This is a genomic window from Mycobacteriales bacterium, from assembly GCA_036497565.1.
Taxonomy (GTDB): Bacteria; Actinomycetota; Actinomycetes; order Mycobacteriales; family QHCD01; genus DASXJE01.
The window spans coordinates 1-26,006 of sequence record DASXJE010000090.1; the positions used below are offsets into that span (position 1 = coordinate 1).

The 26,006-nt window shown below is 68.3% G+C and carries 25 protein-coding genes and 1 pseudogene; 12 read left to right on the forward strand and 14 right to left on the reverse strand.

Annotated elements, in window-relative coordinates; all coding sequences use genetic code 11:
• The 8 genes from VGH85_07950 to typA all read right to left on the reverse strand — a co-directional run.
• On the reverse strand, positions 1-204 hold a 204-nt coding region (locus VGH85_07950; protein ID HEY2173730.1), incomplete at its 3' end, for a hypothetical protein.
• Between the two features lie 117 nt (positions 205-321).
• Positions 322-1,194: an N-acetyl-1-D-myo-inositol-2-amino-2-deoxy-alpha-D-glucopyranoside deacetylase gene (gene mshB / locus VGH85_07955; GenBank protein HEY2173731.1), complete on the reverse strand. Its 873-nt coding sequence runs from the start codon at positions 1,192-1,194 to the stop codon at positions 322-324.
• Positions 1,195-1,210: 16 nt separating this feature from the next.
• Positions 1,211-2,269, reverse strand: coding sequence for an oligopeptide/dipeptide ABC transporter ATP-binding protein (locus tag VGH85_07960; protein HEY2173732.1), 1,059 nt, complete (start codon positions 2,267-2,269; stop codon positions 1,211-1,213).
• Positions 2,266-3,390 (reverse strand): ABC transporter ATP-binding protein, encoded by a 1,125-nt coding sequence (locus tag VGH85_07965; protein HEY2173733.1) that lies wholly within the window; start codon positions 3,388-3,390, stop codon positions 2,266-2,268. Before VGH85_07965 ends, VGH85_07960 begins: the two co-directional genes overlap by 4 nt.
• Positions 3,390-4,310 (reverse strand): ABC transporter permease, encoded by a 921-nt coding sequence (locus VGH85_07970; protein HEY2173734.1) that lies wholly within the window; start codon positions 4,308-4,310, stop codon positions 3,390-3,392. Before VGH85_07970 ends, VGH85_07965 begins: the two co-directional genes overlap by 1 nt.
• Before the next feature lie 36 nt (positions 4,311-4,346).
• Positions 4,347-5,324 (reverse strand): ABC transporter permease, encoded by a 978-nt coding sequence (locus tag VGH85_07975; protein HEY2173735.1) that lies wholly within the window; start codon positions 5,322-5,324, stop codon positions 4,347-4,349.
• A 149-nt stretch (positions 5,325-5,473) separates the two neighbouring features.
• Positions 5,474-7,309 carry an ABC transporter family substrate-binding protein gene (locus VGH85_07980; GenBank protein HEY2173736.1) on the reverse strand — a complete coding sequence of 612 codons (1,836 nt, stop codon included), beginning with the start codon at positions 7,307-7,309 and terminating at the stop codon, positions 5,474-5,476.
• 81 nt (positions 7,310-7,390) lie between these two features.
• Positions 7,391-9,259: a translational GTPase TypA gene (gene typA / locus VGH85_07985; GenBank protein HEY2173737.1), complete on the reverse strand. Its 1,869-nt coding sequence runs from the start codon at positions 9,257-9,259 to the stop codon at positions 7,391-7,393.
• A gap of 158 nt (positions 9,260-9,417) precedes the next feature.
• Between typA and VGH85_07990 the strand changes: the two genes are divergently transcribed.
• The 3 genes and pseudogenes from VGH85_07990 (at position 9,418) to VGH85_08000 (ending at position 12,903) form a co-directional block, all read left to right on the forward strand.
• Positions 9,418-10,248, forward strand: a complete 831-nt coding sequence (locus VGH85_07990) for a hypothetical protein (GenBank protein ID HEY2173738.1) — start codon at positions 9,418-9,420, stop codon at positions 10,246-10,248.
• Positions 10,249-10,258: 10 nt separating this feature from the next.
• Positions 10,259-12,157, forward strand: a complete 1,899-nt coding sequence (locus VGH85_07995) for a fumarate reductase/succinate dehydrogenase flavoprotein subunit (GenBank protein HEY2173739.1) — start codon at positions 10,259-10,261, stop codon at positions 12,155-12,157.
• Positions 12,157-12,903, forward strand: a pseudogene (locus tag VGH85_08000) (succinate dehydrogenase/fumarate reductase iron-sulfur subunit). The gene VGH85_07995 and the pseudogene VGH85_08000 overlap by 1 nt, the downstream one beginning before the upstream one ends.
• Before the next feature lie 244 nt (positions 12,904-13,147).
• Here the strand turns inward: VGH85_08000 and VGH85_08005 are convergent.
• Positions 13,148-13,996, reverse strand: coding sequence for an NUDIX domain-containing protein (locus tag VGH85_08005; protein HEY2173740.1), 849 nt, complete (start codon positions 13,994-13,996; stop codon positions 13,148-13,150).
• 84 nt (positions 13,997-14,080) lie between these two features.
• On the opposite strand from VGH85_08005, the gene VGH85_08010 reads away from it, so the two are divergent.
• Genes VGH85_08010 through VGH85_08025 form a run of 4 tightly spaced genes read left to right on the forward strand, consistent with a single transcriptional unit; the run spans position 14,081 to position 17,610 of the window.
• Complete coding sequence (locus VGH85_08010) at positions 14,081-14,380, forward strand: 4a-hydroxytetrahydrobiopterin dehydratase (protein HEY2173741.1); 300 nt, start codon at positions 14,081-14,083, stop codon at positions 14,378-14,380.
• 1 nt (position 14,381) lies between these two features.
• On the forward strand, positions 14,382-15,710 hold the full coding sequence (locus tag VGH85_08015; GenBank protein ID HEY2173742.1) for a C1 family peptidase: 1,329 nt from the start codon (positions 14,382-14,384) through the stop codon (positions 15,708-15,710).
• Entirely contained in the window at positions 15,707-16,765 is a 1,059-nt protein-coding gene (locus VGH85_08020) for a Gfo/Idh/MocA family oxidoreductase (protein ID HEY2173743.1), read from the forward strand. Before VGH85_08015 ends, VGH85_08020 begins: the two co-directional genes overlap by 4 nt.
• On the forward strand, positions 16,762-17,610 hold the full coding sequence (locus VGH85_08025) for a hypothetical protein (GenBank protein ID HEY2173744.1): 849 nt from the start codon (positions 16,762-16,764) through the stop codon (positions 17,608-17,610). Before VGH85_08020 ends, VGH85_08025 begins: the two co-directional genes overlap by 4 nt.
• Here VGH85_08025 and VGH85_08030 read toward each other — a convergent pair.
• Positions 17,597-18,415 (reverse strand): aminoglycoside adenylyltransferase domain-containing protein, encoded by an 819-nt coding sequence (locus VGH85_08030; GenBank protein ID HEY2173745.1) that lies wholly within the window; start codon positions 18,413-18,415, stop codon positions 17,597-17,599. The genes VGH85_08025 and VGH85_08030 overlap by 14 nt on opposite strands.
• A 64-nt stretch (positions 18,416-18,479) precedes the next feature.
• Here VGH85_08030 and VGH85_08035 point away from each other — a divergent pair, with 64 nt between their 5' ends.
• Positions 18,480-19,124, forward strand: a complete 645-nt coding sequence (locus VGH85_08035; GenBank protein ID HEY2173746.1) for a pyridoxamine 5'-phosphate oxidase family protein — start codon at positions 18,480-18,482, stop codon at positions 19,122-19,124.
• Complete coding sequence (locus tag VGH85_08040; GenBank protein ID HEY2173747.1) at positions 19,121-19,729, forward strand: GNAT family N-acetyltransferase; 609 nt, start codon at positions 19,121-19,123, stop codon at positions 19,727-19,729. The genes VGH85_08035 and VGH85_08040 overlap by 4 nt, the downstream gene beginning before the upstream one ends.
• A 1-nt stretch (position 19,730) precedes the next feature.
• Here the strand turns inward: VGH85_08040 and VGH85_08045 are convergent, their stop codons facing one another.
• Both VGH85_08045 and VGH85_08050 read right to left on the reverse strand, forming a co-directional pair.
• The gene (locus VGH85_08045) at positions 19,731-20,087 is read right to left on the reverse strand and encodes a TraR/DksA C4-type zinc finger protein (protein HEY2173748.1); all 357 of its coding nucleotides are present in this window, start codon (positions 20,085-20,087) and stop codon (positions 19,731-19,733) included.
• A 24-nt stretch (positions 20,088-20,111) separates the two neighbouring features.
• Positions 20,112-20,996, reverse strand: a complete 885-nt coding sequence (locus tag VGH85_08050) for a LysR family transcriptional regulator (protein HEY2173749.1) — start codon at positions 20,994-20,996, stop codon at positions 20,112-20,114.
• A 92-nt stretch (positions 20,997-21,088) separates the two neighbouring features.
• Between VGH85_08050 and VGH85_08055 the strand changes: the two genes are divergently transcribed.
• Positions 21,089-21,880 (forward strand): YoaK family protein, encoded by a 792-nt coding sequence (locus VGH85_08055; GenBank protein HEY2173750.1) that lies wholly within the window; start codon positions 21,089-21,091, stop codon positions 21,878-21,880.
• Entirely contained in the window at positions 21,877-22,713 is an 837-nt protein-coding gene (locus tag VGH85_08060; protein ID HEY2173751.1) for an NAD(P)-dependent oxidoreductase, read from the forward strand. Before VGH85_08055 ends, VGH85_08060 begins: the two co-directional genes overlap by 4 nt.
• Before the next feature lie 323 nt (positions 22,714-23,036).
• Here the strand turns inward: VGH85_08060 and VGH85_08065 are convergent, their stop codons facing one another.
• Positions 23,037-23,174: a hypothetical protein gene (locus VGH85_08065; protein HEY2173752.1), complete on the reverse strand. Its 138-nt coding sequence runs from the start codon at positions 23,172-23,174 to the stop codon at positions 23,037-23,039.
• 116 nt (positions 23,175-23,290) lie between these two features.
• A complete protein-coding gene (gene ychF, locus VGH85_08070; GenBank protein HEY2173753.1) occupies positions 23,291-24,364 on the reverse strand; it encodes a redox-regulated ATPase YchF in 1,074 nt (357 codons plus the stop codon).
• 131 nt (positions 24,365-24,495) lie between these two features.
• Here ychF and rmuC point away from each other — a divergent pair, with 131 nt between their 5' ends.
• Positions 24,496-25,923, forward strand: a complete 1,428-nt coding sequence (gene rmuC, locus VGH85_08075; GenBank protein HEY2173754.1) for a DNA recombination protein RmuC — start codon at positions 24,496-24,498, stop codon at positions 25,921-25,923.
• Positions 25,924-26,006: the final 83 nt, after the last annotated feature.

The window sequence follows — 26,006 nt, forward strand, 5'->3', positions numbered from 1 at the left end:
CCGGCGGTCGTCGACCTCGGCGACCAGCCGCAACGACGCCGCCGACAACCGCCGCGCCGCCGTCTCCAGCACCTGCTGCAGGTCGAGCAGCTCCTCATCCCCGCACCGCCACAACGCCGCCCCCGCCAACCCGTCGACCGCCGCGGTCAGGCAGCCGACCGCATCCCACACCGGATGCTCACCGGAACCCGAACCACTGACCATGCAACAACGATAGAACCAGCCACCGACAATTCCCCGAGCCCGGAAACCCCTGCCACACAAGAACTTTCCGTCACCCAACGATCGCTCACGGCATCGGTCGCACCTGCCGACGGAGCACTAGTCGGATTGATCGTCGAGCCCGGCGAACAGGTCCTTCTCCAAGCCGCTGTCGGTGCCGCTGTCGGCGCCGCGGAGCCCACGCACCAGGGTGAAGTGCTCGACGCTGAGCAACGGCTGGCCGAGGTTGTTCGACAGCGCGAAGAACGGCCCGTCGACGCTGATCTGTGTCGCGTGCGCCCGCATCGCCGCCTGCTTCGCGTCGAAGAACGCGGTGCCGTCCAGCTCCGTCGTGATGACCTCGTCGGGTACGCCGATACCGAGATCGTCGGGCGTCGCGGGGAGATCGAAGTTCCGGCCCTCGGCACGCAGGGCCGCGATGCCCTCCGCCAGGAGCGACCGGGGCACCGCCGCCCAGTAGACCTTGGCGACCCGCCACGGCGCGCCGCGGTACGCCGGGTCCGCGGCCACGTCGACCGCAGCCATCGCGACCCGGTGGGACTGGATGTGATCGGGATGGCCGTACCCGCCGCGCTCGTCGTAGGTCACGACCACCTGCGGGCGGACCTCCCGGACGATGTCGGCGAGCAGCCGGGCCGCCTCGCCGAGGTCGGCCTGCCAGAAAGCCCGCGGGGCATTGTTAGTCGCCAGCCCCATCATCCCGCTGTCGCGGTAACGGCCCGTCCCGCCGAGGTAGCGATGGTCGGTGACGCCGAGTGCGGCACACGCCCGCTCCAGCTCGACGATCCGATATCCGCCGAGTTGATCGGCGGCGTCGGCCGCGAGTCCGGCCAGCTCGGGGACGAGGATCTCGCCCTCCTCACCGAGCGTGCAGGTGACGAGGGTGACCGCCACCCCCTCGGCGACGTAGCGCGCCATGGTTGCGCCGGTCGTGATCGTTTCGTCGTCGGGATGGGCATGGACGAGCAGCATCCGCCGATCGGACACGTCAGATGATCTCGATCACTTCGGAGTAGTGACAGGCCGAGGGGTGGCCCATACCCCGGTCCACGAGAGCCGGCTCGTCGTTGATGCAGCGTTCCTGCTGCTCATCGGTCAGCTCGTTGGCGAATTTGGGGCACCTCGTACGGAAGCGGCATCCCGACGGCGGGTTGGCCGGGCTGGGCACGTCGCCGGTGATGATGATCCGTTCCCGTGCGCGCTCCCGGGTGGGATCAGGCAGCGGGATCGCCGACAGCAGCGACTGCGTGTAGGGATGGGCCGGCCGGTCGAAGAGATCGTTGGTGTCGGCCACTTCCACGATCTTGCCGAGGTACATCACCGCGACCCGGTCGGAGATGTGACGCACCACCGACAGGTCGTGGGCGATGAAGAGGTAGGCCAGCCCGAGCCGGTTCTTCAGATCCTCGAGCAGGTTGATCACGCCGGCCTGGATCGAGACGTCGAGGGCGGACACCGGCTCGTCGAGCACCATGACCTTGGGCTCCAGCGCGAGTGCGCGGGCGATGCCGATGCGCTGGCGCTGTCCGCCGGAGAACTCGTGCGGGAAGCGGTTGCTGTGTTCGGGGTTGAGCCCGACCAGCCGCAGCAGCTCCCGGATCTTCGCCGGGCTGTCCTTGTCCCACAGGTCGTGGATCCGCATGGACTCGCCGATGATCGCGCTGACCGGCATGCGCGGGTTCAGCGACGCGTACGGGTCCTGGAAGACGATCTGGATGTCGCGACGCAGCGGCCGCATCTGCCGCTGCGTCAGCGTGGTGAGGTCTTTGCCCTGGAATTCGATCGCGCCCGAGGTCGCCGGCTGCAGGTGCAGGATCGCCCGACCCGTCGTGGACTTCCCGCACCCGGACTCGCCCACCAGCCCGAGCGTCTCGTTCGCATGCAACTCGAAGCTGACGCCGTCGACCGCCTTGATGTCGCCGATGTGGCGCCGGATGATGCCCCGGCTCGTGATCGGGAACCACTTGACGAGGTCGGTGACCCGCAGGACGACGTCGTCGTCCTTGTCGGTGCCGGCGAGGGTATGGGACTCGCTCGTCACGCTCATGACGCGGCGCTCTGCGGGCCGGGGGTCTCGGCCTCGACCGGCACGGACGACTCGTCGGCAGCAGTGACGGCGAAGATCTCGTCGGGAGTGAGGTCGCGTTCCATCAGCTCGTTGCTGTAGTGGCAGGCCGCGAGATGCTGTACGCCGTCGACCGGCTTGAGCTCCGGCTCGTCCGTCTCGCAGTTCGCCTTGCGCATCGGGCAGCGCGGGGTGAACGGGCAGCCGGCCGGCAGGTTGAGCAGGGACGGCGGGCTGCCGGTGATGGGCGTGAGCTTCTGCCGCTCACCACGGTCGACCCGCGGCAGCGATCCGAGCAGGCCCACCGTGTAAGGCATCCGGGGCCGGTAGTAGATGTCGTCGACGTCGCCGTATTCCACCGGGCGTCCGGCGTACATCACCAGGACGCGGTCGGCCATCCCGGCCACGACGCCGAGGTCGTGGGTGATCAGGATGATGGCGGCGTGGGTCTCCGCCTGCGCAGTACGCAGCGTCTCGAGCACCTGCGCCTGGACCGTCACGTCGAGCGCGGTCGTCGGCTCGTCGGCGATGATCACGTCGGGACCGTTGGCCATCGCGATCGCGATCACCACGCGCTGCCGCATGCCGCCGGAGAACTCGTGCGGATACTGGTTGACCCGGTCCTTGGCGTTGGGGATGCCGACGAGGTCGAGCAGGTCGATGGACCGGCGTTGGGCGTCCTTGTCGGACAGCCCGTGGTCGTGCACCTTCAGGGCCTCCGCCAGCTGCACGCCGATCTTGTAGACCGGGTTGAGCGAGGTCATCGGGTCCTGGAACACCATCGAGATCCCCAGGCCGCGGACCCCGCTCATCGCCCGGTCGTTGAGCCCGAGGAGCTCACGACCGCGGAACTTCACCGATCCGGTGACCCGGGCCGTCTTGGGCAGCAGGCCCATGACCGCGAGCGACGTGACCGACTTGCCGGAACCTGACTCGCCCACGATTCCGAGAACCTCGCCGGGCTCCAACTTGTAGGAGACACCGCGGACGGCGTGGACGACGCCGTCGTCGGTCGGAAACCGGACCTCCAGATTGTCGACATCGAGGATCGTCGACGACGTCTCGAGCCGCTCCCCCTCGTGCATGTCGAGGAGCTCTGCCATCAGGCCCTCACCCTCTGCTGGGTCGGGTCGAGCGCGTCACGCAAACCGTCTCCGATGAAGTTGACCGTCAGCACCAGAAGGATGATGACGAAGCCGGGGAAGTAGAACAGCCACGGCCGGGTCTGCGAAGCCGCGACCCCGTCCTGGATCAAGGTACCCAGGGAAACGTCGGGCGGGGTGATGCCGAAGCCCAGGAAGGACAGCGACGCCTCGGTAATGATCGCCAGCGCGAAGGTGAGGGTCGCGTCGACGATGATCGGACCGAGGGCGTTGGGCAACAGATGCCGCATGATGATCCGCTTGTCGGTCGCCCCGAGCGCCCGGGCCGCCTCGACGTACTCCCGCTCCCGAAGGGAGAGGAAGACGCTGCGGACCAGCCGGGCCGTGAGGCCGGCGCCGAGCCCACCGATGATCAGGGCGATGATCCACCAGCTGCCGCCGGTGATCTTCTGCAGTACCGCGATGAAGACGAACAGCGGCAGGGTGAGGAGTACGTCGACGGCCCGCATCAAGGTCGCGTCGAGCTTGCCCCGGTAATAACCGGAGAACGCGCCGATGAGCACTCCGGTGGTCTCACCGACGATCATCGCCAGCGCCGACACCTTGATCGACGTCTGGGTGCCGCGGAGTACCTCGGCGAAAACGTCGTGGCCGAGCGAGTCGGTCCCGAACGGGTGCGCCCACGAGGGCGCCGCCGACAGCGTGTTAGTGATCGAGTTGTACTGGTACTTCCAGAAGAACGGGACGATGAAGGCGGCCAGCAGCATCAGGACGAAGACGACCAGACTCCCGACCGCGAGCTTGTGCGCGAAGAAACGGCGGGTCACCATCTGCCGCTGGGTGCGGGCCTTGACGGTGAATTCGCGCTCGGGCTGCGCCCCGACCGACGTCGATGCCGGGGTGACCGGTGTGCTTGTCATGACGCGGATCCTTCTCCGGTGAGACGAGCCGCCCAACTAGCCAAGGCGGATCCTCGGGTCTAGCGCGGCGTAGAGGATATCCGCAATGAGATTGAATAACACGACACCCACCGCCGCCACCAGGAGCCAGGCCAACGTGGTGTTGATGTCGGTGCGGTTCAAGGCCGTGATGAGGTATTCCCCCATCCCATGCCAGTCGAACACCGTTTCGGTGATCACCGCGCCTCCGATGATCGCGCCGAACCCGATTGCCACGACCGTCGTGAGCGGGATCAGCGCGGTGCGCAGGCCGTGCTTGATCAGCACCCGCCGCCACGGCACGCCCTTGGCCCGGGCCAGGCGGATGTAGTCGGAGTTGAGTACGTCGAGCATCGTGGCGCGCTGATAGCGGCTCCACGCGGCGTAACTCAGCAGTGCCAGCGAGATCGTGGGCAGGATGAGGTGGCTTGCGCGGTCGGAGAGGTTTGCGAAGAATCCGCCGTTGAAGCCCGGTGTCTGCTCGCCCGAGACTGAGAAGATCGTGCTGCCGGCCGCGGTATTAGCCCGGATCGCGACGTCCTTTAACAGCCCGGCAAACCAGAATGTCGGGATCGAGATCAGTAAGAACCCGAATAAGGTCGTTGAGTAATCGATGAAGCTGTACTGCTTCACCGCCGACACCACACCCGAGATCACCGCTAGGACCAGGGCCAGCAGGCTGGCCAGGATGACGAGCCTGAGGGTCACACCGAGCCGCTGGAACAGCTGCGGCCGGACCGCGTTGCCGTCGATGTCCTTGCCGAAGTTGCCGCGCACGACGTTGCCCAGCCAATAGGCGTAGCGCACCGGAATCGGCTCATTGAGGTGGAGCTGGTTCTCCAGTGCCTTGATGGTCGACGGAGGCGGCGGAGGCTGCCTGGTCTGCAGGGTCGCGAGGGGATTCCCGCTGTTCGCCGCCATCACGAAGACCAGGAAGGTGCTCACGATGAGGACGAGCACGGCGACGACGAGTCGCCGGATGATGAAGGGCAACATTGCCAGACCTTCCGACTCCGCGGGATCAGGCTACCTCCGCGTAGGTGGCCGTGCGGTCGGTCCACCGTACGTGAGCGCTCCCGGCGGGGGCTGGCAGCCCCCGCCGGGAGCACCGGAGAGTTCCATTGAACCTGACTTGGTCGATTCTGCTACTTGACCGACCAGGTCTCGGAGTTCCACAACGGGCCCTGCGAGGACGCATTGTCAGAGATCCCGCTGTAGTTGTTGCTGTAGGAGATCACAGTGGGCTTCTGATACAGCGGCAGGGTGAACATGTCGCCCCACAGCAGCTTGTCCACCTGGTTCCAGAGCGCGATCGCGGCGCTCGGGTCAGTAGTAACGACGGCCTTGTTCATCAGCTTGTCGACGGCCGGGTCACACCCCAGGGTGTAGTTCTGCTGCTCCTGCGCCCGGGAATTGTGCGGCGCACAGGCGTAGATCGACTTGTTTTGGCTCAAGGCCGGCGTCGCCACCCAGGCGAACAGGTTCAGATCCCAGTCCCCGGCCGCCGTGGCGCCCTGGGTCTTGTAGTCGCCGAAGAACGTGTCCGCATCCACCTGCTTGGGCTGCAGGTTGATGCCGATTGCCTTCAGCTGGCTCTGAACGAAGACCTCGGTGTCCTTGCGCAGCGCGTTGTTGGTCGTCGTACCCATGGTCAGGCTGACGGCCTTGCCGTTCTTGGTGAGCGAGCTGCCCTGGTACTTGTAGCCGGCGCCTTCGAGCAGCTGCTTGGCCTTGGCGACGTTCCGGCTGTTGTACTGGGGAGGCGCGTTGTCCTGGTAGCCCGGCTGGTTGTTGACGAAGATCCGGTTGTTCAGAGGCTTGATGCGGTTGTCGAACTGACCGGCGGTCCGGGCGACGAGCGCATTCCGGTCGATCGCCAGCGCGATCGCCTGTCGCACCGCCTTGTCCTTCAGGTACGGATTCTCGACGTTGAAGTCGATGTGCTCGAAGCTCAGCCCGAGGCTCGTCGTCGTGGTGATGTTGGGAACCTTCTTCAGCAGCGAGATCAGGTCGAGCTGCGGCTGGGGGTAGATCATCTGGGTCTCGTTGTTCTGCATATCCTGCGCCAACGAGGTGGAGTCGGTTCCGACCGTCTTGTAGATGAGCTTCGACAGCTTCGGCTTGGTGCCCCAGTACTTGTCATTGGGCGTCAGTGTGAAGGTCTGATTGGTCTTGTCGACCGCGCTCATCTTCCACGGGCCGCCCGAGATCGGCAGCGGCTTGTTGGCCGGCCAGCCGGTGTTGAAGGCCTTGCACGTCGCCGCCGGCGAGGACTGCATGAACAGGTGTGCCGGGAGCAAAGTGGAGAAGAGGCTCTGGTAGTCCGGGAACGGCGTGCTGTAGACCATCGTGACGGTGTGGCCACCATCGCTGCCGGTCACCGACTTGATCAAGTTGTAGTTGCCGGCGATGGTTTGGCAGGCATTGTCGCCGAGCTTGCTGCCGCTGCCACCGTAGGTCGTGTCGTCGGGGTTGTTGACCTTCCAGTTGAAGATGAAGTCGTCGGCGTTGATCGGCTTGCCGTCGCTCCACACCGCCTTCGGATTGATCTTGTACTGCACGGTGAACGGATTCTGGCTGGTCACCTTCGGCGTCTCTGAAAGCAACTCAGAGTCCGCCTGGTACTTGAACTTTGGATTGGTGTAGAAGGCGGACGGCAGAATCCGCACGATGCCGTTGGCGGTTGCGGTCAGGTTTCCCGCGCTGATGTCGGGCTGCCAGTTGGCCGGGAACTGGTCGGCGCCGTAGATGAGCTGGTTGCTCTTCTTCTGCGAACTGGCTGTATTACCGGCACATGCCGACAGCACGATCGCGCCCACGGCGGCCGATGCCACAAGCACCGCGCCCTTGCGACTGAAACTCACGACTGGGGGCCTCCTCATCTCCGCACTTGCGGAGAGAACACGACGGATCGCCGGGATTGCCGGCTGCGGGGAGACCGTACCTAGCGCGAGGCCCCGTACCGGACCGACAGACCACATCGTGATCAATCAGTGACCCCGATCTTGACCCAACCGTGACGCGTGCCTGCGAGCGGTCGAATCACCCTTGCGCCAGACGGATCAGCCCGCGTGGGGCCGACGGCCGCGCAGCTTCGCCCGCTCCTGTGCCGGGAGGACCACCTTGCGGAGCCGCACCATCCCGGGGGTCACCTCGACACATTCGTCCTCCCGGCAGAACTCCAGGGCCTGCTCGAGGGACAGGACCCGATGCGGAATCAGCCGCTCGAGCTCCTCGCTCGTGGACGACCGCATATTGGTGAGCTTCTTCTCCTTGGTGGGGTTGACGTCCATGTCGTCGGCCCGGGCGTTCTCGCCGACAATCATCCCCTCGTACACCTCGGTCGTCGGACCGACGAACATCGTCCCCCGCTCCTGCAGGTTGAACAGGGCGTACGACGTCACGGCACCGCTGCGGTCGGCGACCAGCGACCCGGTCGGCCGGGTACGCAGGTCGCCGGCCCACGGCTCGTAACGCTCGAAGACGTGGTGCAACAGACCGGTGCCCCGCGTCTCGGTGAGGAACTCGGTCCGGAAGCCGATCAGGCCGCGCGCAGGGACGACGTACTCCATCCGGATCCACCCGGTGCCATGGTTGACCATCTGCTCCAGGCGCCCCTTGCGCAGCGCCAGCAACTGGGTCAGGACACCGAGATAGTCCTCGGGTACGTCGATGGTCAGCCGCTCCACCGGCTCGTGCAGCGTCCCGTCGATCGTGCGGGTGACGACCTGCGGCTTGCCGACGGTCAGCTCGAACCCTTCCCGTCGCATGATCTCGACGAGGACGGCGAGCTGCAGTTCGCCGCGGCCCTGCACCTCCCACGTGTCCGGGCGCTCGGTGGGGAGCACCCGGATCGAGACGTTGCCGACCAGCTCCGCGTCGAGCCGGTTGGTCACCAACCGGGCGGTGAGCTTGTTGCCGGACCGGCCGGACAGCGGCGAGGTGTTGATGCCGACGGTCATCGACAGGGACGGCTCGTCGACGGTGATCACCGGCAGCGGGCGGGGATCGTCGGGGTCGGCGAGAGTCTCGCCGATGGTGATGTCCGGGATCCCGGCGATGGCGATGATGTCGCCCGGGCCGGCCTCGTCGACCGGAACCCGGTCCAGCGCTTGCGTCATCAGCATCTCGGTCAGCTTGACCCGGGACACCGTGCCGTCGGTGCGGCACCATGCCACCTGCTGCCCCTTCCGCATCCGGCCGTTGCGAACCCGGCACAGGGCGAGCCGGCCCAGATAGGGCGAGGCGTCGAGGTTGGTGACATGCGCCTGCAAGGGGGCGTCGGCGTCGTAGGAGGGCGCCGGCACCGTGTCGAGGATCACGTCGAAGAGCTCGCCGAGGTTCTCGGCGTCCGGCGAGGTGCCGTCGTCCGGGCGCTTCCTCGACGCCTTCCCGCTGCGGGCCTCGCAGTAGACGATCGGGAAGTCCAGGGCGGAGGCGTCCGGAGACTCGTCGAGCAGGTCGATGAACAGTTCGTAGGTCTCGTCCACGACCGCCCCGATCCGGGCGTCCGGCCGGTCGACCTTGTTGATCACCAGCACCACCGGCAGCCGTTTGGCCAGCGCCTTCCGCAGCACGAACCGGGTCTGCGGGAGCGGGCCCTCGCTCGCGTCGACGAGAAGCAGAACCCCGTCGACCATGGACAAGGCGCGCTCGACCTCGCCGCCGAAGTCGGCGTGACCCGGGGTGTCCAGGATGTTGATCGTCACCGGGTGTGACGGGTCGACGGCGTAGCGGACCGCCGTGTTCTTGGCCAGGATCGTGATGCCCTTTTCCCGCTCGAGGTCCATCGAGTCGAGCACCCGGTCGTCCACCGCCTGGTTGTCGCGGAAGGCTCCGGACTGCCACAACATCGCGTCGACCAGCGTGGTCTTGCCGTGGTCGACATGGGCGATGATCGCGACGTTGCGCAGATCGTCACGAGTGGGCACGTGGGCTCCCGGGAGAAGTGGGTGTGGGGGACGTCACGGCGCGGGAACCGCGCCCGACGACACCATGGTAAGTGGAGCGGAGGGCCGCCACCCCCGCCGCGCGCGACGATCACGCGCGGGGCATGCTTGACCGCGTCATCGAGGAGGACAGGAGACCCATGGCCACCGATACCAGGACGTCGGAACCCTCCGGGGCGTCGTCCGGGGGTTCAGGCGTCAACGCCCCGGGCCGGGCCCGGATCGGGGTCCGGACGCTGCGGACCGACCAATGGTGGCGGCAGCCGCTGCTCAACGGCGGCATCCTGGCGGTCTGCGGTGCCTACCTGCTCTATGCGGTGCTCGTGAACAATAACTACTTCTGGGAGCCCTACATCTCCCCGATGTACTCCCCGTGCATCACCGCCAACTGCGTCCCGGGCAGCGGCTGGCACTGGCTGCCCAGCATCGCGCCGGTCACACCGGCATTGATCATCATCATCTTCCCGGCCGGGCTGCGGGCCACCTGTTACTACTATCGCAAGGCCTACTACCGGGCGTTCTGGTTCGCTCCGCCCGCCTGCGCCGTGGCCGAGCCGCACGGCAAGTACACCGGCGAGAGCAGGTTCCCGCTGGTCCTGCAGAACGTGCACCGCTACTTCTTCTACATCACCCTCGCGTTCAACGCCCTCCTGACCTACGACGCGGTGATCGCCTTCCGCAACCACCAGGGTCAGTGGGGCCACATGGGCTTCGGGACCCTCGTCCTCATCGTCAACGCCGCGCTCCTGTGGCTCTACAACCTCTCCTGCCACGCCTGCCGGCACGTGGTCGGCGGCCGGATCAAGCACTTCTCCAAGCACCCGGTCCGATACTGGATGTGGACCCAGATCTCGAAGCTGAATGGCAAGCACCAGCAGATCGCGTGGGCTTCCCTGGTGTTCGTGACCCTGACCGACGTCTACGTACGGCTGGTCGCGAGCGGCACCATCAGCGACCCCCGATTCTTCTAGGAGCGACATCGTGAGTGAGCTGGAGCGATGGAGCTACGACGTCCTGATCATCGGCGCGGGCGGATCGGGGCTGCGGGCCGCCATCGAGGCGCGTGAGCAGGGCAAGCGGACCGCGATCATCTGCAAGTCGCTGTTCGGAAAGGCCCACACGGTCATGGCCGAGGGCGGCATCGCGGCGTCGATGGGCAACTCCAACCCGCGCGACAGCTGGCAGGTGCATTTCCGCGACACGATGCGCGGCGGCAAGTTCCTCAACAACTACCGGATGGCCGAGCTGCACGCGAAGGAGGCGCCGGAGCGGGTCTGGGAGCTCGAGACCTACGGCGCGCTTTTCGACCGCACCCCGGACGGCCGGATCAGCCAGCGCAACTTCGGCGGCCACGAATACGCCCGGCTCGCCCACGTCGGCGACCGCACCGGGCTCGAGCTCATCCGCACCATGCAGCAGAAGATCGTGTCGCTGCAACAGGAGGACGAGCGCGACCGCGGCGACGCCGAAGCGATGATCAAGGTCTTCGCCGAGTGCTCGATCACCGATCTGCTGCACGACGGCGACCGGGTGGCCGGTGCCTTCGGTTACTGGCGGGAGAGCGGCCGGTTCGTGGTCTTCGACGCGCCGGCGGTGGTGATCGCGACCGGCGGGATCGGCAAGTCCTTCAAGGTCACCAGCAACTCCTGGGAGTACACCGGCGACGGCCATGCGCTCGCCCTGCGGGCCGGCTCGACGCTGATCAACATGGAGTTCGTGCAGTTCCACCCCACGGGCATGATCTGGCCGCCGTCGGTCAAGGGCATCCTCGTGACCGAGTCGGTCCGCGGCGACGGCGGGGTGTTGCGCAACGCCGAGGGCAAGCGCTTCATGTTCGACTACGTCCCGGACGTCTTCCGGTCGCAGTACGCCGACACCGAGGACGAAGCCGACCGGTGGTACGAGGACCCGGACCACAACCGGCGGCCCCCCGAGCTGCTGCCGCGCGACGAGGTCGCCCGGGCTATCAACTCCGAGGTGAAGGAAGGGCGGGGCACCGAGCACGGCGGCGTCTTCCTCGACATCGCCTCCCGCCGCTCCCCCGAGTTCATTCACAAGCGGCTGCCGTCGATGTTCCACCAGTTCAAGGAGCTGGCCGACGTCGACATCACCAAGGAGCCCATGGAGATCGGCCCGACCTGCCATTACGTGATGGGTGGGGTCGAGGTCGACCCGGACACCGGGGCGGCCGCCCGGGTGCCCGGGCTCTTCGCGGCGGGCGAGGCCTCCGGCGGAATGCACGGGTCCAACCGGCTGGGCGGCAACTCGCTGTCCGACCTGCTGGTCTTCGGCCGCCGGGCCGGGCTGGGCGCCGCGGCCTACGTCGAATCACTCGGTGACGACCGGCCGAAGGTCTCCGACCCGGAGATCGCATCGGCCCAGCAGACCGCGGTGGCTCCGTTCGAGTCCGACGGCGGCGAGAACCCGTACACGCTGCACCAGGAACTGCAGCAGACCATGAACGACCTGGTCGGCATCATCCGGCGGGAAGAGGAGATGCGCGACGCACTCGAGCGCCTCGAAAAGCTCCAGGACCGGGCCCGGCGGCTCAGCGTCGAAGGCCACCGGCAGTTCAACCCGGGCTGGCACCTCGCACTCGACCTGCGCAACATGCTCGCCGCCTCGGAATGCGTGGCACGCGCGGCGCTGGAACGTGAGGAGAGCCGCGGCGGGCACACCCGCGACGACTACGCCGACATGCGGCCGGAGTGGCGGAAGGTCAACGTCGTCTGCTCGCTCGAGGACGACCGCCTGCGGGTCGACCAGCAGCCGGTACCCGAGATCCCCCTGGAGCTGTTGTCGTTGTTCGAGCGGTCCGAGCTGTCGAAGTACATGACCGATGAGGAGCTTTCGGCTCTGCCGGAAGGGAGCGACGCCTGATGGCCTCCTACAAGGCCCAGTTCCGGATCTGGCGAGGGGACGCCGAGAGCGGCGGCCTGCAGGACTTCACCGTCGAGGTCAACGACGGCGAGGTCGTCCTCGACGTCATCCACCGGCTGCAGGCGACCCAGACACCCGACCTCGCCGTCCGGTGGAACTGCAAGGCCGGCAAGTGCGGGTCGTGCAGCGCGGAGATCAACGGCCGGCCCCGGCTGATGTGCATGAGCCGGATGAACAACTTCACGCCGGAGGAGACCGTCACGGTCACGCCGCTGCGCGCGTTCCCGGTGATCCGCGACCTGGTGACCGACGTGTCGTTCAACTACGAGAAGGCGCGTCAGATCCCGTCGTTCCAGCCACCGCCGGAGCTCAAGCCGGGCGAATACCGGATGGCGCAGGTCGACGTCGAGCGGTCACAGGAGTTCCGCAAGTGCATCGAGTGCTTCCTGTGTCAGGACACGTGTCACGTGGTCCGCGACCACGAGGAGAACAAGGAGTCCTTCGCCGGCCCGCGCTACCTCATGCGGATCGCCGAGCTCGACATGCACCCGCTCGACCAGATGGATCGCCGGAAGCAGGCGCAGGACGAGCACGGTCTCGGCTTCTGCAACATCACGAAGTGCTGCACCGAAGTGTGCCCCGAAGGCATCCACATCACCGACAACGCGCTCATCCCGATGAAGGAGCGGGTCGTTGACCGCAAGTACGACCCGCTGGTGTGGCTGGGGAGCAAGATCGGACGCCGCGAGGGTGCGGCCCCGATCGAGGAGCCGCCACCGGTGCGCCGCGCCCCCGCTCCGGCCGCGCAGGCCGCGCAGGCCGCGGCCGGCACGATGAACGTCTCGGAGTTCACCTCGGAGCTGCAGGGCGCGCTCTCGCCGTTCGGAGAGGGCCCGGAGTTGCCCCTACCCACGGACTCGCTGTCCTACGAGCACCCGGGGCCCGAGGACCGGCCCAACCTCTGACCGCCGCCGGCGCGGATCGCGCCGGTCAGGAACCCTCGAGCAACCGGCGCAGATCCGGGACGAGCGCTCGGTCGGCCGGCAACCAGTCGGTGCCGTCGATCTGGTCGGCCGTGAGCCAGCGCAGCGCGCGGTGCTCCCGGGCCGTCGGGCGGCCGGACAGGATCCGCGCCGACCACACCTGCAGCCGCGTCCCGTCGGTGCCGATCGGGACGTCGCCGCCCACCCGGTGACCGGCGGTGACCTCGATGCCGAGCTCCTCGCGGCACTCCCGGCGCAGCGCGTCGAGGGACGACTCCCCCGCCTCGACCTTTCCGCCGGGCAGCTCCCAGCCGCCGGCGTCTCCGGCCGGATAGGAACGCTGGGCGGCGAGCAACCGCCCGCCGTCGAGCAGCGCCACCGCGACCACGACCCGCCCGCCGACGACGCCGAGACCGTCGCCACCGGCGAGCCGCCGGAGGCGGCGGCCACGGTCCAGCAGCAGACGCAGTGCCGGGCGGCGGAGGATGAACGCGTCGACGGCCGCGCCGAGCGCCCCGCCCCGGCTCCGCCACTCCAACTCGTCCGTGACGAGAGTGCCGGCGCCCGTACTGGCGAAGGACTGGCGATAACGGAGCACCCGCCACGGACCACGCTCGAGCTCCAGCAGGAGCTGACTCGGCGCAACGCACTCGGCCACAGCCATCGACGTACGCGGCCGGACGATCCCCCTCGAAGGCCGGAGCAGCAGGCGGTCTCCGTGCACAAGCAGACCCCGGGTCACACCCGGCGCGATCGGCCGAAGACGGTCGCCGACGAAGCCGCCGACATCGCGAGCGGCGTCGAAGACGGCCGCTCGCGGGGCGACCACGATCGTGGAGGTCCGGACCACGGGCACCCGTTCACGATGACAGACCTGCCAGACGCACCGTTTCCGGCCCGAGGCCGTACGGTGGTGCACATCGGACGGAGGCTGATCTTCATGGCGCAGACGTTGGACGACGCAGCGGTTCGGGCGGCGCTTTCCACCCTCGACGGGTGGACCGGTGACACCGCCGGGCTGCACTGGAGCGTCAAGCTCCCGGACTTCCCGACTGCGATCGCCGTCGTCGACGAGGTGGCCGGGGTCGCCGAAGGCATGGACCACCACCCCGACATCGACATCCGCTGGCGCACGCTCACCTTCAGCTGCGTCACCCACTCCGCGGGCGGAGTCACCGACAACGACGTGCGACTGGCCGGCCAGATCCGCCAGATCGCCACCGGAAAGGGAGGTCACTGACGTGACGGCTCCAGGATCACTCGGCCGGGCAGACGTCGAGCTGCTGCGGAAGGAATTCGCGGCCGATCCGGCATACCGGCGTACGCAGAACGCCGTAACCCAGGTGACCGTCGACGACATCGCGCTGGACCGCGACGTCGTGATGGGCACCGACCACACGGTGTCGCACCTGCTCGACGACTGGAAGGTCACCAACCAGAAGCAGAGCGGTCGCTGCTGGCTCTTCGCCGGGCTCAACCTGATCCGGCCCGGCGCAATGAAGGCCTTGAACCTCAAGGACTTCGAGTTCTCCCAGAACTACACCATGTTCTGGGACAAGCTCGAGCGGGCCAACTACTTCCTCGAGGCCGTCATCGAGACCGCCGACCGCGAGGTCGACGACCGCACCGTGGCCTACATACTCGACTCGGTGGCGAGTGACGGCGGGCAGTGGAACATGTTCGTGGCGCTCGTCGCCAAGCACGGGTTGGTGCCCAAGTCGGCGATGCCCGAGACCCAGAGTTCGTCGAGCACGGCGCGGATGAACGCCGTCCTGCGCTCCGTACTGCGCCAGGGCGCGCGGACGCTTCGAGGGTTGTCGTCCGTCGACGAGATGCGGGCCTACAAGCGGGAGATCCTCACCGTCGCCCACCGCACCCTGTGCATCCACCTCGGCACACCTCCGGAGCGCTTCACCTGGCAGTGGACCGACGCGGACCGCGAATTCCACCGGGACGGCGAGCTCACCCCGCAGGAGTTCGCCGCGAAGTACGTGACCCTCCCGGTATCCGACTACGTCTGCCTCGTCGACGACCCACGTCCGACCAGTCCGCGCGGCCGCACCTTCACCGTCGACTTCCTCGGCAACGTCGTCGGCGGACCACGGGTCGTGTATCTCAACGTCGGGCCGGCGGTGCTCAAGGACGTCGCGATGCAGGCGATCGTCTCGGGTGAGCCGGCGTGGTTCGGCTGCGACGTCGGCAAGATGATGCGCCGTGACCTCGGCATCTGGGACGCCCGGCTGTTCGACTACCCGTCGATCTACGACACGCCGTTCGACCTCGACAAGGCCGCCCGCCTGACCTATCACGAGACCCAGATGACCCACGCGATGCTCTTCACCGGGGTCGATGTGCACGACGGCGCCCCGCGGCGTTGGCGGGTCGAGAACAGCTGGGGCGATGAGGGCGGGGTCAAGGGCTTCTACACGATGAACGACTCGTGGTTCGACGAGTACGTCTTCGAGGTGGCGACCCGCCGGGATCGGCTGCCGGCCGACCTGCAGCAGGCGCTGAGTCAGGAGCCGATCGTGCTACCCGCGTGGGATCCGATGGGCGCACTCGCCCGATGAGCGAGCCGCTCGGCGTCGGCATTCTCGGTGCCGGACCGGTCACGCAGTCGATCCACCTGCCGGTCATCGCCGGTCTGGCCGACCGGCTGCGGGTCGTGCACGTGATGGACGTCGACGCGAGGGTGTGCGCCGAGGTGGCCCAGCGCGTCGACGCCCGGGCCAGCTCGACCGTCGACGCCGTATTGGACGACCCGGCCGTCGACATCGTGGCGATCTGTAGCCCGCACCAGTTCCACGCCGATCAGGTCGCCGCCGCATGCACCGCCGGCAAGCGGGCGGTCCTCTGCGAGAAGCCGCTGGCGACCTCGCTCGAGGACGCCCAGCGGGTCATGCGTTCGACGACGGGCGCCGGCGTACCGCTGGTCGTCGGAGCGATGCACGCCTACGACCCGGGATGGGTCGGTGCGCGCGACTACTGGGAGGACGCCGGCGCCGACGCGACGGTCGTGCGGTCGGTGATCTACCTGCCGTCCAACGACGACATGATCGGACTCGCCACCGATCCGGTTCCGGCCGCACCGGCGGCGCCGCCGACCGATGCCGGTCCGGCGGTCGACCCGGTGGTCGAGCTCGACGCAGACCTCGAGCGCCTGCGCGGCGGGATCATCGGGCTGGCGATTCACGCGATCCCGCTGGTCCGGCGACTGATCCCCAAGCTGAGCCGCGTGACGTCCGCGCGGGTGCTCGAACCGTTCGGTTACCTCGTCACGGTGGCCGACAACGACGATCGGGTCGCGCAGCTGATCGGGCTGATGCCGGGCCGGTGGCGCCCGGACTGGAGCCTTGACGCCTGGGGAGCGAACGGCCGCCTGCACGCGGATTTCCCGCCGTCGTTCGTCCTCGCCGGATCGGCGACCGCCCAGGTGCGGATCGGCGACCAGAGCCGTTCGTGGCGCTACCCGGAGAACGGCTACCAGGCCGAGTGGCGACATCTCGCCGACATCGTCCGCGAGGGGCTACCGCCGCCCATCCCGGTGCAGGACGCCGTCGACGACGTGTCCCTGGCGCTGACCATCGCCGACGGCGCCGTTGATCTGATCCGGGAGGGTCGATGACGACACCGCTGCTCACGGTCGATCTCGATCCGGCCGATCCCGACGTCTCGTCGGTGCATCACGCGACCCTCGCGAGCCTCCCCCGGCACTTCCGGGTGGCTGCCGGTGGGCCGGCCGACGTGGCGATGATCTCCGGTCGGTCCGGCGACTGGCCGGCGGCGGTGACGGCGGCGATCGACGCCGGCCGCCGGGCGATCGTGCTGACCAGGCCGGCACCGGTCGCTCTCGCCGATGTCGTCGCGGCTGCCGACCTTGCAGCGCAGGCGGACGCCATCGTCGCCGTCGAGACCTCCTACGCAGGGCATCGCACCTGGGCCGAGGTCCGTCGGCAATTCGGAGCCGATGCGGCGGATGCAAGCCTGCTCGACAGCGTCCTCAGCACACCGGCGGCGGGGGGCGGCCTGTACGCCGTGCTGCTCGACCAGCTCGCCGTCGTACGGCCGTTGCTGGATCGAGCGCTATCGCTTGAGGTGGTGCACCGATCCGACGACCACTACGTCCTGCATTCCACCGCCGGCGAACCGGTCGTCAACCTCGTCGGGCTGCTGTCGCCAGGAGTGGCTGCGAGTTTGCAGGTCGATCTGGTCTCCCCCGAGCGTCATTGGCGGGTCCGGTTCGGCCCGCCCGACGAGGCGGCTCCGATCGACGTGGAGCGCCACGATGCCGGCGGTACCACGTCGTGGCTCCCGACGTATCAGACGTCCTGCCGCCAGCTCTGGGTCGATCTGCACGCCACTCTCACCGGCGCGCCGGCGCTGCGACACACGTTGGCGGAGCTGGCCGGCGATGCGGCGGTCGCCGACGAGCTGCTCGGGCAGGCGACGCGCGCCCTCAGGACGCGTTAGCCGCCTCGGACTCGAACGCGTCGGCGAGCAGGAGTACGTCGTCAATGAACGCCCACGTGGCGTCGACCGTCCCGGGGTGGGCCCGCCGATGGACTCGTAGCCACGGGTCCGGCCGGTCGTCGAGTGCCTGCTGGATCAGCGGATTCCAGCGCGCGTCGAGATGCGACAACGCCCACCGGCCGGCGTCCGGCTTGGAGGTCACCCGCCCGACGGCCAGGGTGTGCAACGTCCGGCAGTAGGACAGGACGACGTGCGGTTGCCGCCACGCGTTGTCCATGCCGTCGGGGTCGGCCCGCAGGTCGACCGCCCAGTCCCGGATCGTCGCGAGAACCTCGGTCCGGAGGACCTCCGCACTCACCGGATCGACGAGCGTCTTCGGATCCGGTCCGGCCAGCACCACCCCGTGCTCGCGCAACGTCCAGCGCGTCACGGCGTTGTTGTCGTGGTCCGAGCGCTCCAGCCGGGTGCTGCCATTGTCGAAATAGATCCAGCCCGCGTGCGTGGGGTCGACGCGGCGCACGGCCGCCTTCTCGACGTAGGACCCCTCGAGGTGTTGGGCCCACGGGATCGGCCCGGCATGGACCTGCGTGTGCCGGGCGGCGATCGCCCGGGTCTGCTCGGTGCCGATTTCATCGTGCGTCACGACCATGAAGTCGACGTCGCTGTAGACGTCGGCGTCACCGACGGCGAACGAACCCTGCAGGTAGGCGCCGCAGAAGTTCTCCGAGACGGCTTCGCGCGCGGCAGAGACGAGCTGCCGCAGAACCTCGTTCAGCTCGGGGAATCCCGTCGGCTCGTCGGTCATTCCCGGACGCTAGCGCACGGCGATGCGACACTGGGACACGGAGCAGCCGACGGGATGAGGAAGCATGGGGAGCCAATCGACTGACCCGACCCGACTCCGCGGTCTCTATGTGGACGACCGGTCCGCGCTCGACCAACTCCTCGACGAGGTCGTCCTCGCGCAGGTGGGCCTGATCGCCGCCGATCGCGCCGTGGTGATCCCGACCGCGATGGCGCGGGACGGGGACCGCCTGCTGATCCATGGCTCCACGGGCTCCGGGTGGATGACGGCCCTCGCAGCGGGTGCGGACGCCTGCGTGTCGGTCACCGCACTCGACGGGGTCATCGTCGCGCGTTCGACGTTCGAGTCGTCGTTCGCCTACCGAAGCGCCACCGTGTTCGGACACTTCGTCGCCCTCGCGGGCGGGGACAAGAAGCGCGGCCTGACCACGCTGACCGAGAAATTCATCCCGGGCCGTAACGGTGAGGTGCGGGCATCGACCGCACGGGAGCTCGCGGCGACCCTGGTGCTGTCCATGCCGATCGAGAAATGGACCGTGAAGGTGTCATCGAGCTGGCCGGAAGATCCCGACGACGACGTCACCGGACCGGCGTGGGCCGGCATCGTGCCGTTCGGGCGGCAGCCGGCCGGTCCGGCCCGCTCCGCCCCCGACCTGACGCCCGGTATCGACGTACCTCCGTCCGTGCTCGCATTGATCGACGGCCAATGACCGCAGCCGACGTCGGTCCCCATATCGCGACGGCCGACGACCGCGACGACGTGGTTTCGATCCTGACCGGCGCGTTCCATACCGACCCGACCTGGAGTTGGGCCTTTCCCGATGCGTCGATGCGTGCCGCGCAATACACGCGGCTGTGGGGGCTGCTGGTTGACGGCGCATTGCGCTACCCGTGGGTGTGGCTGACCCCGGGAAACACCGCCACGTCGGTGTGGATCCCGCCCGACGGAACGGATCTGTCCGACGAGCAGGAAGCGCTGGTGGAACCGATGGTCGTCGAACTGCTCGGTGCCGATGCTCCGCGCGTCATCGAGACGATGGCGATGTTCGATGACGCGCATCCTCGGGCGGTTCCGCACTTCTACCTGACACTGTTGGGAACCGCGACCGCGCATCGTGGGCATGGATACGGGCTCGGTCTGCTGGCCGAGAACCTTCGCCGGATTGACGAGTTCCGGATGCCCGCATACCTCGAGGCCAGCAACCCGGCCAACGTCGCGCTGTACGCACGGTACGGGTTCGACGTGTTCGCCTCGTTCACGCTTCCCCAGGGCGGACCCGAGGTGATCACGATGTGGCGGGACGCGGCTGCCTAGGTCAGCTCATACAGCGAACACATGTCGTGGCCGTAGGGCGTGCGGTGAGTCGTTCTGCGGCGATGTCCTCGCCGCACACGTCACACCTCCCGTAGGTTCCACGATCCAGCCGCTCGATCGCGCGGTCGACGGCGTCGAGGCGGGCCTTCGAATTGGCCAGCATGGCGGCGATCTGGGCCCGCTCGAAGGCGATCGTGGCACCCTCCGGGTCGTGCTCGTCGTCGGCATTCGACGACTCGGACGCCTCGACCACGCCGTCGAAGTCCCGTTGGAGAGCGGCGATGTGATCAGTGACCCGGAGCCGTTCGCGTGCCAGGCTCTGCGCCACCTCCTCAGCGTCGCGGCCGTTGAGAGTCACACATCACACGCTAACCGCCGACGGTCAGCGATCCGGTGCGGCCCGGGTGATGAGTCGCCACAGCTCACGGGCGGCCGGATTGGTCGGCCCGGGAGCAGCGGCGACCGCGCTGATGATCCAGTCGATCTTCGGGCCGCGGAGCGCGACCGCACGCAGAGTGCGTCGCTGTGTCGCGATCGCCTCGGCGATCAGTGCGACCCCTAGCCCGGCCTCGACGAGGTCGAGCAGGGTGGGGGTGTCATTGACCTCGAGGTTGATGTCCAGCTGCATGCCGGACCGACGCATCATCCGGTCGGCGAGGCCGCGCATGGCCCAGCCGCGCGGGTAGCCGATCAGACTTCGCCCGGTGAGATCGCCGGCACCGACGGTCTTCCGGTTTGCGTAGCGGTCGTCGGAGCGGCAGGCCAGCACCATTGGCGTGTGAAACAGGTCGACCGCCACCAAGTGTTCCGTGGCGGGTTCCGGCGGTGAGACGACCGCGAGGTCGAGTGCGCCGTCGACCAGAAGCTGGTGCAGCTCCGAGGCGGACGCCTGGCGGATGCGCAGCTCGATCCCGGGGTAGCGGCGCTGAAACTGCGCAAGGGTGCGTGGCAGGTCGACCAGGCCCATCTCCTGCATCACACCGACAGCCACCGTTCCGCGCTGCAGACCTTGCACGGCGTCGACCGCGTCCGCTCCTGCTCGGGCGGCGGCGAGCGCGCGACGCGCATCCGGGAGGAGGGCCGACCCGGCCGTGGTCAGCCGGACCCGCCGGGTGGTCCGCTCGAAGAGCGCCGCATGCAGTTCGGTCTCCAGCGACCTGATCGTCGCCGACAGTCCCGACTGCGAAACGTGCATCCGCGCGGCCGCACGGGTGAAGTGCCGCTCATCGGCGACCGCGACGAAGTACTCCAGCGCCCGCAACTCCATTCAGCAATTCTAGTTCTTACTGCGATCGGATTCTTCTGTTGGACAGCTGAATCGTGACGGCCCACGCTAGGGCTGTCCACGAAGGAGCAGACATGACCACACACCTCGCATCAGTCGCAGCATCGACGACCGTCCGCCCGGTGTGGCGGCGGCTGACGGCGGACCCGGCGCACGGTCCACTGCCCGCCCTGCTCCTCGGCCTCACCCTGCTGACCGGCGTCGTCGACGCGGTCAGCATTCTCGCGCTGGGCCGGGTCTTCGTCGCAAATATGACGGGAAACATCGTGTTCGTCGGGTTCGCGCTCGCCGGGGCGGCCGGGTTCTCCCTCGCCGCATCCCTTTCCGGACTCGCCGGCTTCCTCGTCGGCGCCCGCTTCGGCGGAAAGTTCATCCACCGGTTCGGCGGCGACCGTGCCGTCCTGCTTGCCGCGGGGTCCGGAGTCGAGCTCGCCCTCGTCTCGACCGGGCTCTTCCTCGCCGCGGCGTCCGGAGCCGCGCCGTCGCCCATCGCCCGAGACGTGATCGCGGGCGTGCTGGCGGTCGGCACCGGCCTGCAGAACGCCGTCGTACGCCGCCTCGCCGTCCCGGACCTCACGACGACCGTGCTGACGATGACCCTCACCGGAATCGCCGCCGATCACCGCAGCGGCACGCCGAACCCGGCATTCGCCCGGCGGCTGGTCGCCGTCGCGACGATGCTTGTCGGTGCGGTCGCCGGAGCGGAGCTCGTCCTGCACGACGGCGCGACGGCCGGGCTCGCGCTGGCCACGGTGTTGCTGGCCGGCGTGACCGTCGCCGCCGCACAAACCACCCGCCGGCCGGCCACCTGGCGCCCGACACTGGGAACGGATCGGAAGCCGGCCGTAGAAGGAGGAAGACGATGAATGTCACGATCATCGGCGCGGGACACATGGGGTCCGCGATGGCTGCCCGCCTGGCGGACACCGGCCACGACGTCACGCTCTGGGACCGCACCCCGGACCGGCGCGACCATCTCGCCGATGCCGGCGTCACGGTCGTCGCCGATCTGGCCTCCGCGGTCGCCGATGCGTCGGTCGTCATCACGATGGTGACCAACGGTACGGCGGTCAATGCGGTCGCCGGCCAGATGCTGGACGCGACCCCGGACCACGCGGTGTGGGTGCAGGCGTCGACCGTCGGTGCCGAATGGGCGGACCGGCTGCGCGCCCTTGCCGACACGCATCACCGCCAGATGCTGGACGCCCCGGTGTCCGGCAGCACCCAACCGGCGCGGGAGGGCAAGCTCAGCTGGCTCGTCGCGGGCCCTAGTTCTGCGGTGGATGTCGCGCGACCCGTCCTCGACGCCCTCGGTGAGCGTGTCCTCCACGTCGGAGCAGGGCAGGAGGCCAGCCGGCTCAAGCTTGTGGTCAACACGTGGATGACCGCGGCGACCGTCGCGATGGCCGACGCGCTCGTCGCCAGTGACCGTCTCGGCATCCCGCGATCGGCGCTGCTCGAGGTGATGGCCGGCGGCCCGTTGGCCATGCCCTACGCCATACAGAAGGCGAAAATGATGACCGACGGGAACTACACCGCGGGCTTCCCGGTCGAACTCGCGCTCAAGGACATCCGGCTCACCGAAGCGGCAGAAGGCACTCAGCCGCCGCTCATGCGCGCGGTCGAGGAACGACTCGTCCGCGCCGTCGATGCCGGGCACGGCCGCGACGACATCGCCGCCGTAGGCGCGGTCGACTAGGGTCAGCCGCCCTTCGACAGCAGCAAGATCACGACCGAGGTGGTGAAGAATGCCAGCGGAAGGAGGGCGAAGCCCAGAGCCAACTGCCATAGCGAGTACTCGGGGGACGGTTGGTTGGCCTCATCGCCGCCACCCCCGTGCCGACCGCCACCACCGCGACCACCGCGATAGCCGCCACCCCCGTGCCGACCGCCACCGCCGGACCGCGATGGTCCGCTCCGGCGACGACTCCACCTGGACCGCTGCGGCGCCTTCATGAGCACGTCATCGACGCTAACACCGCAGCTGCGGCGGCACGCCCGGACTAAAGAGAAGGCCGCGCGTTACGTGCGTTGGTTGGTCGGTGGCACGATCTGAGTATTGCCCTTGGCCTCTGCCTTCGAGTGCTTCTCGGCGCGCTTTTCCTTGAGCGACTTGCCCGTCTTCTTCGACATGTGTTGCCGAGGCGATTTATCGGCCATGGCTGCTCCTTTGAGCGGAAGCCTGGCTGGCTTCCTGACCACCGTACGCCGGGATGGGCGCGTCTGGTCGTCGGCGCGAGCCTCGCCGTCACGCAGGTGCGATGCAGCGACCGGCGTCAGACGTTGAAGCGGAACTCCACGACGTCACCGTCGGCCATGACGTAGTCCTTGCCCTCCATGCGGACCCGGCCCGCGGACCGCGCCGCATTCATGGACTCTGCGGCGATCAGGTCGTCGTAGGAGACGACCTCGGCCTTGATGAATCCGCGCTGGAAGTCGGTGTGGATCACGCCGGCGGCCTCTGGCGCGGTCGCGCCGACCGGGATGGTCCACGCCCGCGACTCCTTCGGCCCGGCCGTGAGGAAGGTCTGCAACCCGAGGGTCGCGAAACCGACCCGGACCAGCTGGTGCAAGCCGGCCTCCTCCTGGCCCACCGCCGCCAGCAGCTCGGCCGCTTCGTCATCGGGGAGCTCCACCAGCTCCGACTCGGTCTTGGCATCGAGAACGATCGCCTCGGCCGGCGCGACCATCGCGCGCAGCCGGTCGAGGTATTCGGAGTCGGCGAGTTCACCCTCGTCGACGTTGAAGACATACAGGAAAGGTTTCGTCGTCAGCAGGCCGAGTTCGCGCAGCATCTCCGCGTCGACGCCCGCGGAGAAGAGCGTGCGCCCGGAGTCGAGGATCTCGCGCGCCTCCTGCGCCGCCTCGAGAAGCGCACGCCGGTCCTTGTGCAGCCGAGATTCCTTCTCCAGCCGGGGAATCGCCTTGTCCAGGGTCTGCAGATCGGCGAGCACGAGCTCGGTGTTCACCGTCTCGATGTCGTCGCTCGGGGACACCTTCCCGTCGACGTGAGCGACATCGGGGTCGCCGAAACCGCGGATCACCTGGCAGATCGCGTTGGCTTCGCGGATGTGGGCGAGGAACTGGTTACCGAGGCCCTGGCCCTCGCTGGCCCCCCGCACCAGGCCGGCGATGTCGACGAAGGAGACCGTCGCCGGTACGACGCGGGCGCTGTCGAAGAGCTTGGCGAGTACGTCGAGCCGAGGGTCCGGGACACCGACGACGCCGACGTTGGGCGAGATCGTGGCGAACGGGTAGTTGGCGGCGACGACATCGTTCTTGGTCAGGGCGTTGAAAAGGGTCGACTTGCCCACATTGGGCAGGCCGACGATTCCGATGGTAAGAGCCACGGGCACCGATGCTAGGCGTCGGCAGATCCGCTCCGAGCAGCGCATTCGCCCGACCGGAGCCCAGCTCCTGCAATAGGGGGTGTCGGCGCGGCATCCCGGAAACTGTCGGTGTCCGATGTCAGCATTTCCTCATGGACGTCACCACTGTGCTGATCGGCCTGCTGATGCTGGCTGCCGGACTGGTGGCCGGGCTCGCGCTGGGTCGTGGTGCCGCCCGGACGGCTGCCGCACAGCGCGACTCCCTGCGGGCCGATCGCGAGACGCTGCGGGCGGAGCGGATCGCGCTCGATGAGCGCGCCCGCGCTGCGGAGGCGGAGTCTGTCCGACTCGACGCCACGCTGGAGCACGAGCGCCGGGCGGCAGGCGAGCAGATCGCCCGTCTCGAGGAGGGCGAGCAGCGGCTCCGGGACACGTTCAGCACCCTGTCCCAGGAGGCGCTGTCCCGCAGCTCGCGGGAGTTCATGACGCTCGCGGAGACCCGGTTGAAGCAGGCCGGCGTCGTCGCCGACGGTGACCTGGCCGCGCGCCAGCAGGCGATCGAGAGCCTGGTCGGCCCACTGCGGGATGCCCTCGGCAAGGTCGAGGAGCAGATGCAGACCGTGGAGCGCGAGCGGGTCGGCTCCTACCGCGCGCTGCGCGAGCAGGTCCTGACGATGCAGCAGAGCTCCGCACGCCTCGAGCAGGAGACCAGCCAGCTCGTCACCGCGCTTCGCGCGCCGCAGATCCGGGGCCGGTGGGGTGAGCTGCAGCTCGAGCAGATCATCCGCACCGCCGGGATGGTCGAGCACTGCGACTTCGTCACCCAGGCAAGCGTGAGCAACGCCGACGGCGGCGCGCTGCGGCCCGACCTCGTCGTCCGCCTCGCCGGCGACAAGAACGTCGTCGTCGACGCCAAGGTGTCCTTCATCGGTTTCCTCGAGGCGATGGAGGCGCGCGACGACACGACCCGCACCGCCCGGCTGCGGGCCCATGCCCGGCATATGCGCGAGCACGTCGACCGGCTCGCCGACAAGGCGTACTGGAAGCATTTCGACGCGACGCCGGAGTTCGTCGTGATGTTCGTGCCGGCCGAGGTGTTCCTCAACGCCGCACTGGAACATGATCCCTCGCTGCTCGAGCACGCCTTCGAGCGCAACGTGGTGATCGCGACACCGTCGACCCTCATTGCGCTACTGCGCACCGTCGCCTACACGTGGCGCCAGGAAGCCCTCGCGGAGAACGCCGCGAAGATCCACCAGCTGGGCAAGGAGTTGCACGGCCGGCTCGCGACCATGGGCGGGCACTTCGCCCGGATGGGCGGCCAGTTGAGCAGGACGGTCGACCAGTACAACCAGACCGTCGCCTCGCTGGAGAGCCGCGTACTGGTCAGCGCGCGCAAGCTCACCGAGCTCCAGGTCAGCGGCACCGAGTTGGCGGCGGCGGAGCAGATCACCGCGGTGCCGCGCCGGCTGCAGGCCCCCGAGCTGGTCGCCTCGGCCAGCGACGCCCTGATCGCCCTCCCCGACTCGCCCCCGCAGAGTCGCCCGACGCCCGAGAGCGGTACGGCCGGGGGCGGGTGAGCGCAGGGAGGCGCCCTCTTCCGGCCGAGCACGCGGCGCGCCACCGGGCCAGCTAACGTTGGGTCATACCCATCGAGTGGCCG

Coding starts and splice junctions, on each gene's coding strand:
- mshB (HEY2173731.1), bottom strand. CDS start 1,194: ATGCTGCTCGTCCATGCCCATCCCGACGACGAAACGATCACGACCGGC.
- VGH85_07960 (HEY2173732.1), bottom strand. CDS start 2,269: ATGAGCGTGACGAGCGAGTCCCATACCCTCGCCGGCACCGACAAGGAC.
- VGH85_07965 (HEY2173733.1), bottom strand. CDS start 3,390: ATGGCAGAGCTCCTCGACATGCACGAGGGGGAGCGGCTCGAGACGTCG.
- VGH85_07970 (HEY2173734.1), bottom strand. CDS start 4,310: ATGACAAGCACACCGGTCACCCCGGCATCGACGTCGGTCGGGGCGCAG.
- VGH85_07975 (HEY2173735.1), bottom strand. CDS start 5,324: ATGTTGCCCTTCATCATCCGGCGACTCGTCGTCGCCGTGCTCGTCCTC.
- VGH85_07980 (HEY2173736.1), bottom strand. CDS start 7,309: ATGTGGTCTGTCGGTCCGGTACGGGGCCTCGCGCTAGGTACGGTCTCC.
- VGH85_07990 (HEY2173738.1), top strand. CDS start 9,418: ATGGCCACCGATACCAGGACGTCGGAACCCTCCGGGGCGTCGTCCGGG.
- VGH85_08010 (HEY2173741.1), top strand. CDS start 14,081: ATGGCGCAGACGTTGGACGACGCAGCGGTTCGGGCGGCGCTTTCCACC.
- VGH85_08020 (HEY2173743.1), top strand. CDS start 15,707: ATGAGCGAGCCGCTCGGCGTCGGCATTCTCGGTGCCGGACCGGTCACG.
- VGH85_08025 (HEY2173744.1), top strand. CDS start 16,762: ATGACGACACCGCTGCTCACGGTCGATCTCGATCCGGCCGATCCCGAC.
- VGH85_08030 (HEY2173745.1), bottom strand. CDS start 18,415: ATGACCGACGAGCCGACGGGATTCCCCGAGCTGAACGAGGTTCTGCGG.
- VGH85_08035 (HEY2173746.1), top strand. CDS start 18,480: ATGGGGAGCCAATCGACTGACCCGACCCGACTCCGCGGTCTCTATGTG.
- VGH85_08040 (HEY2173747.1), top strand. CDS start 19,121: ATGACCGCAGCCGACGTCGGTCCCCATATCGCGACGGCCGACGACCGC.
- VGH85_08050 (HEY2173749.1), bottom strand. CDS start 20,996: ATGGAGTTGCGGGCGCTGGAGTACTTCGTCGCGGTCGCCGATGAGCGG.
- VGH85_08055 (HEY2173750.1), top strand. CDS start 21,089: ATGACCACACACCTCGCATCAGTCGCAGCATCGACGACCGTCCGCCCG.
- VGH85_08060 (HEY2173751.1), top strand. CDS start 21,877: ATGAATGTCACGATCATCGGCGCGGGACACATGGGGTCCGCGATGGCT.
- VGH85_08065 (HEY2173752.1), bottom strand. CDS start 23,174: ATGGCCGATAAATCGCCTCGGCAACACATGTCGAAGAAGACGGGCAAG.
- rmuC (HEY2173754.1), top strand. CDS start 24,496: ATGGACGTCACCACTGTGCTGATCGGCCTGCTGATGCTGGCTGCCGGA.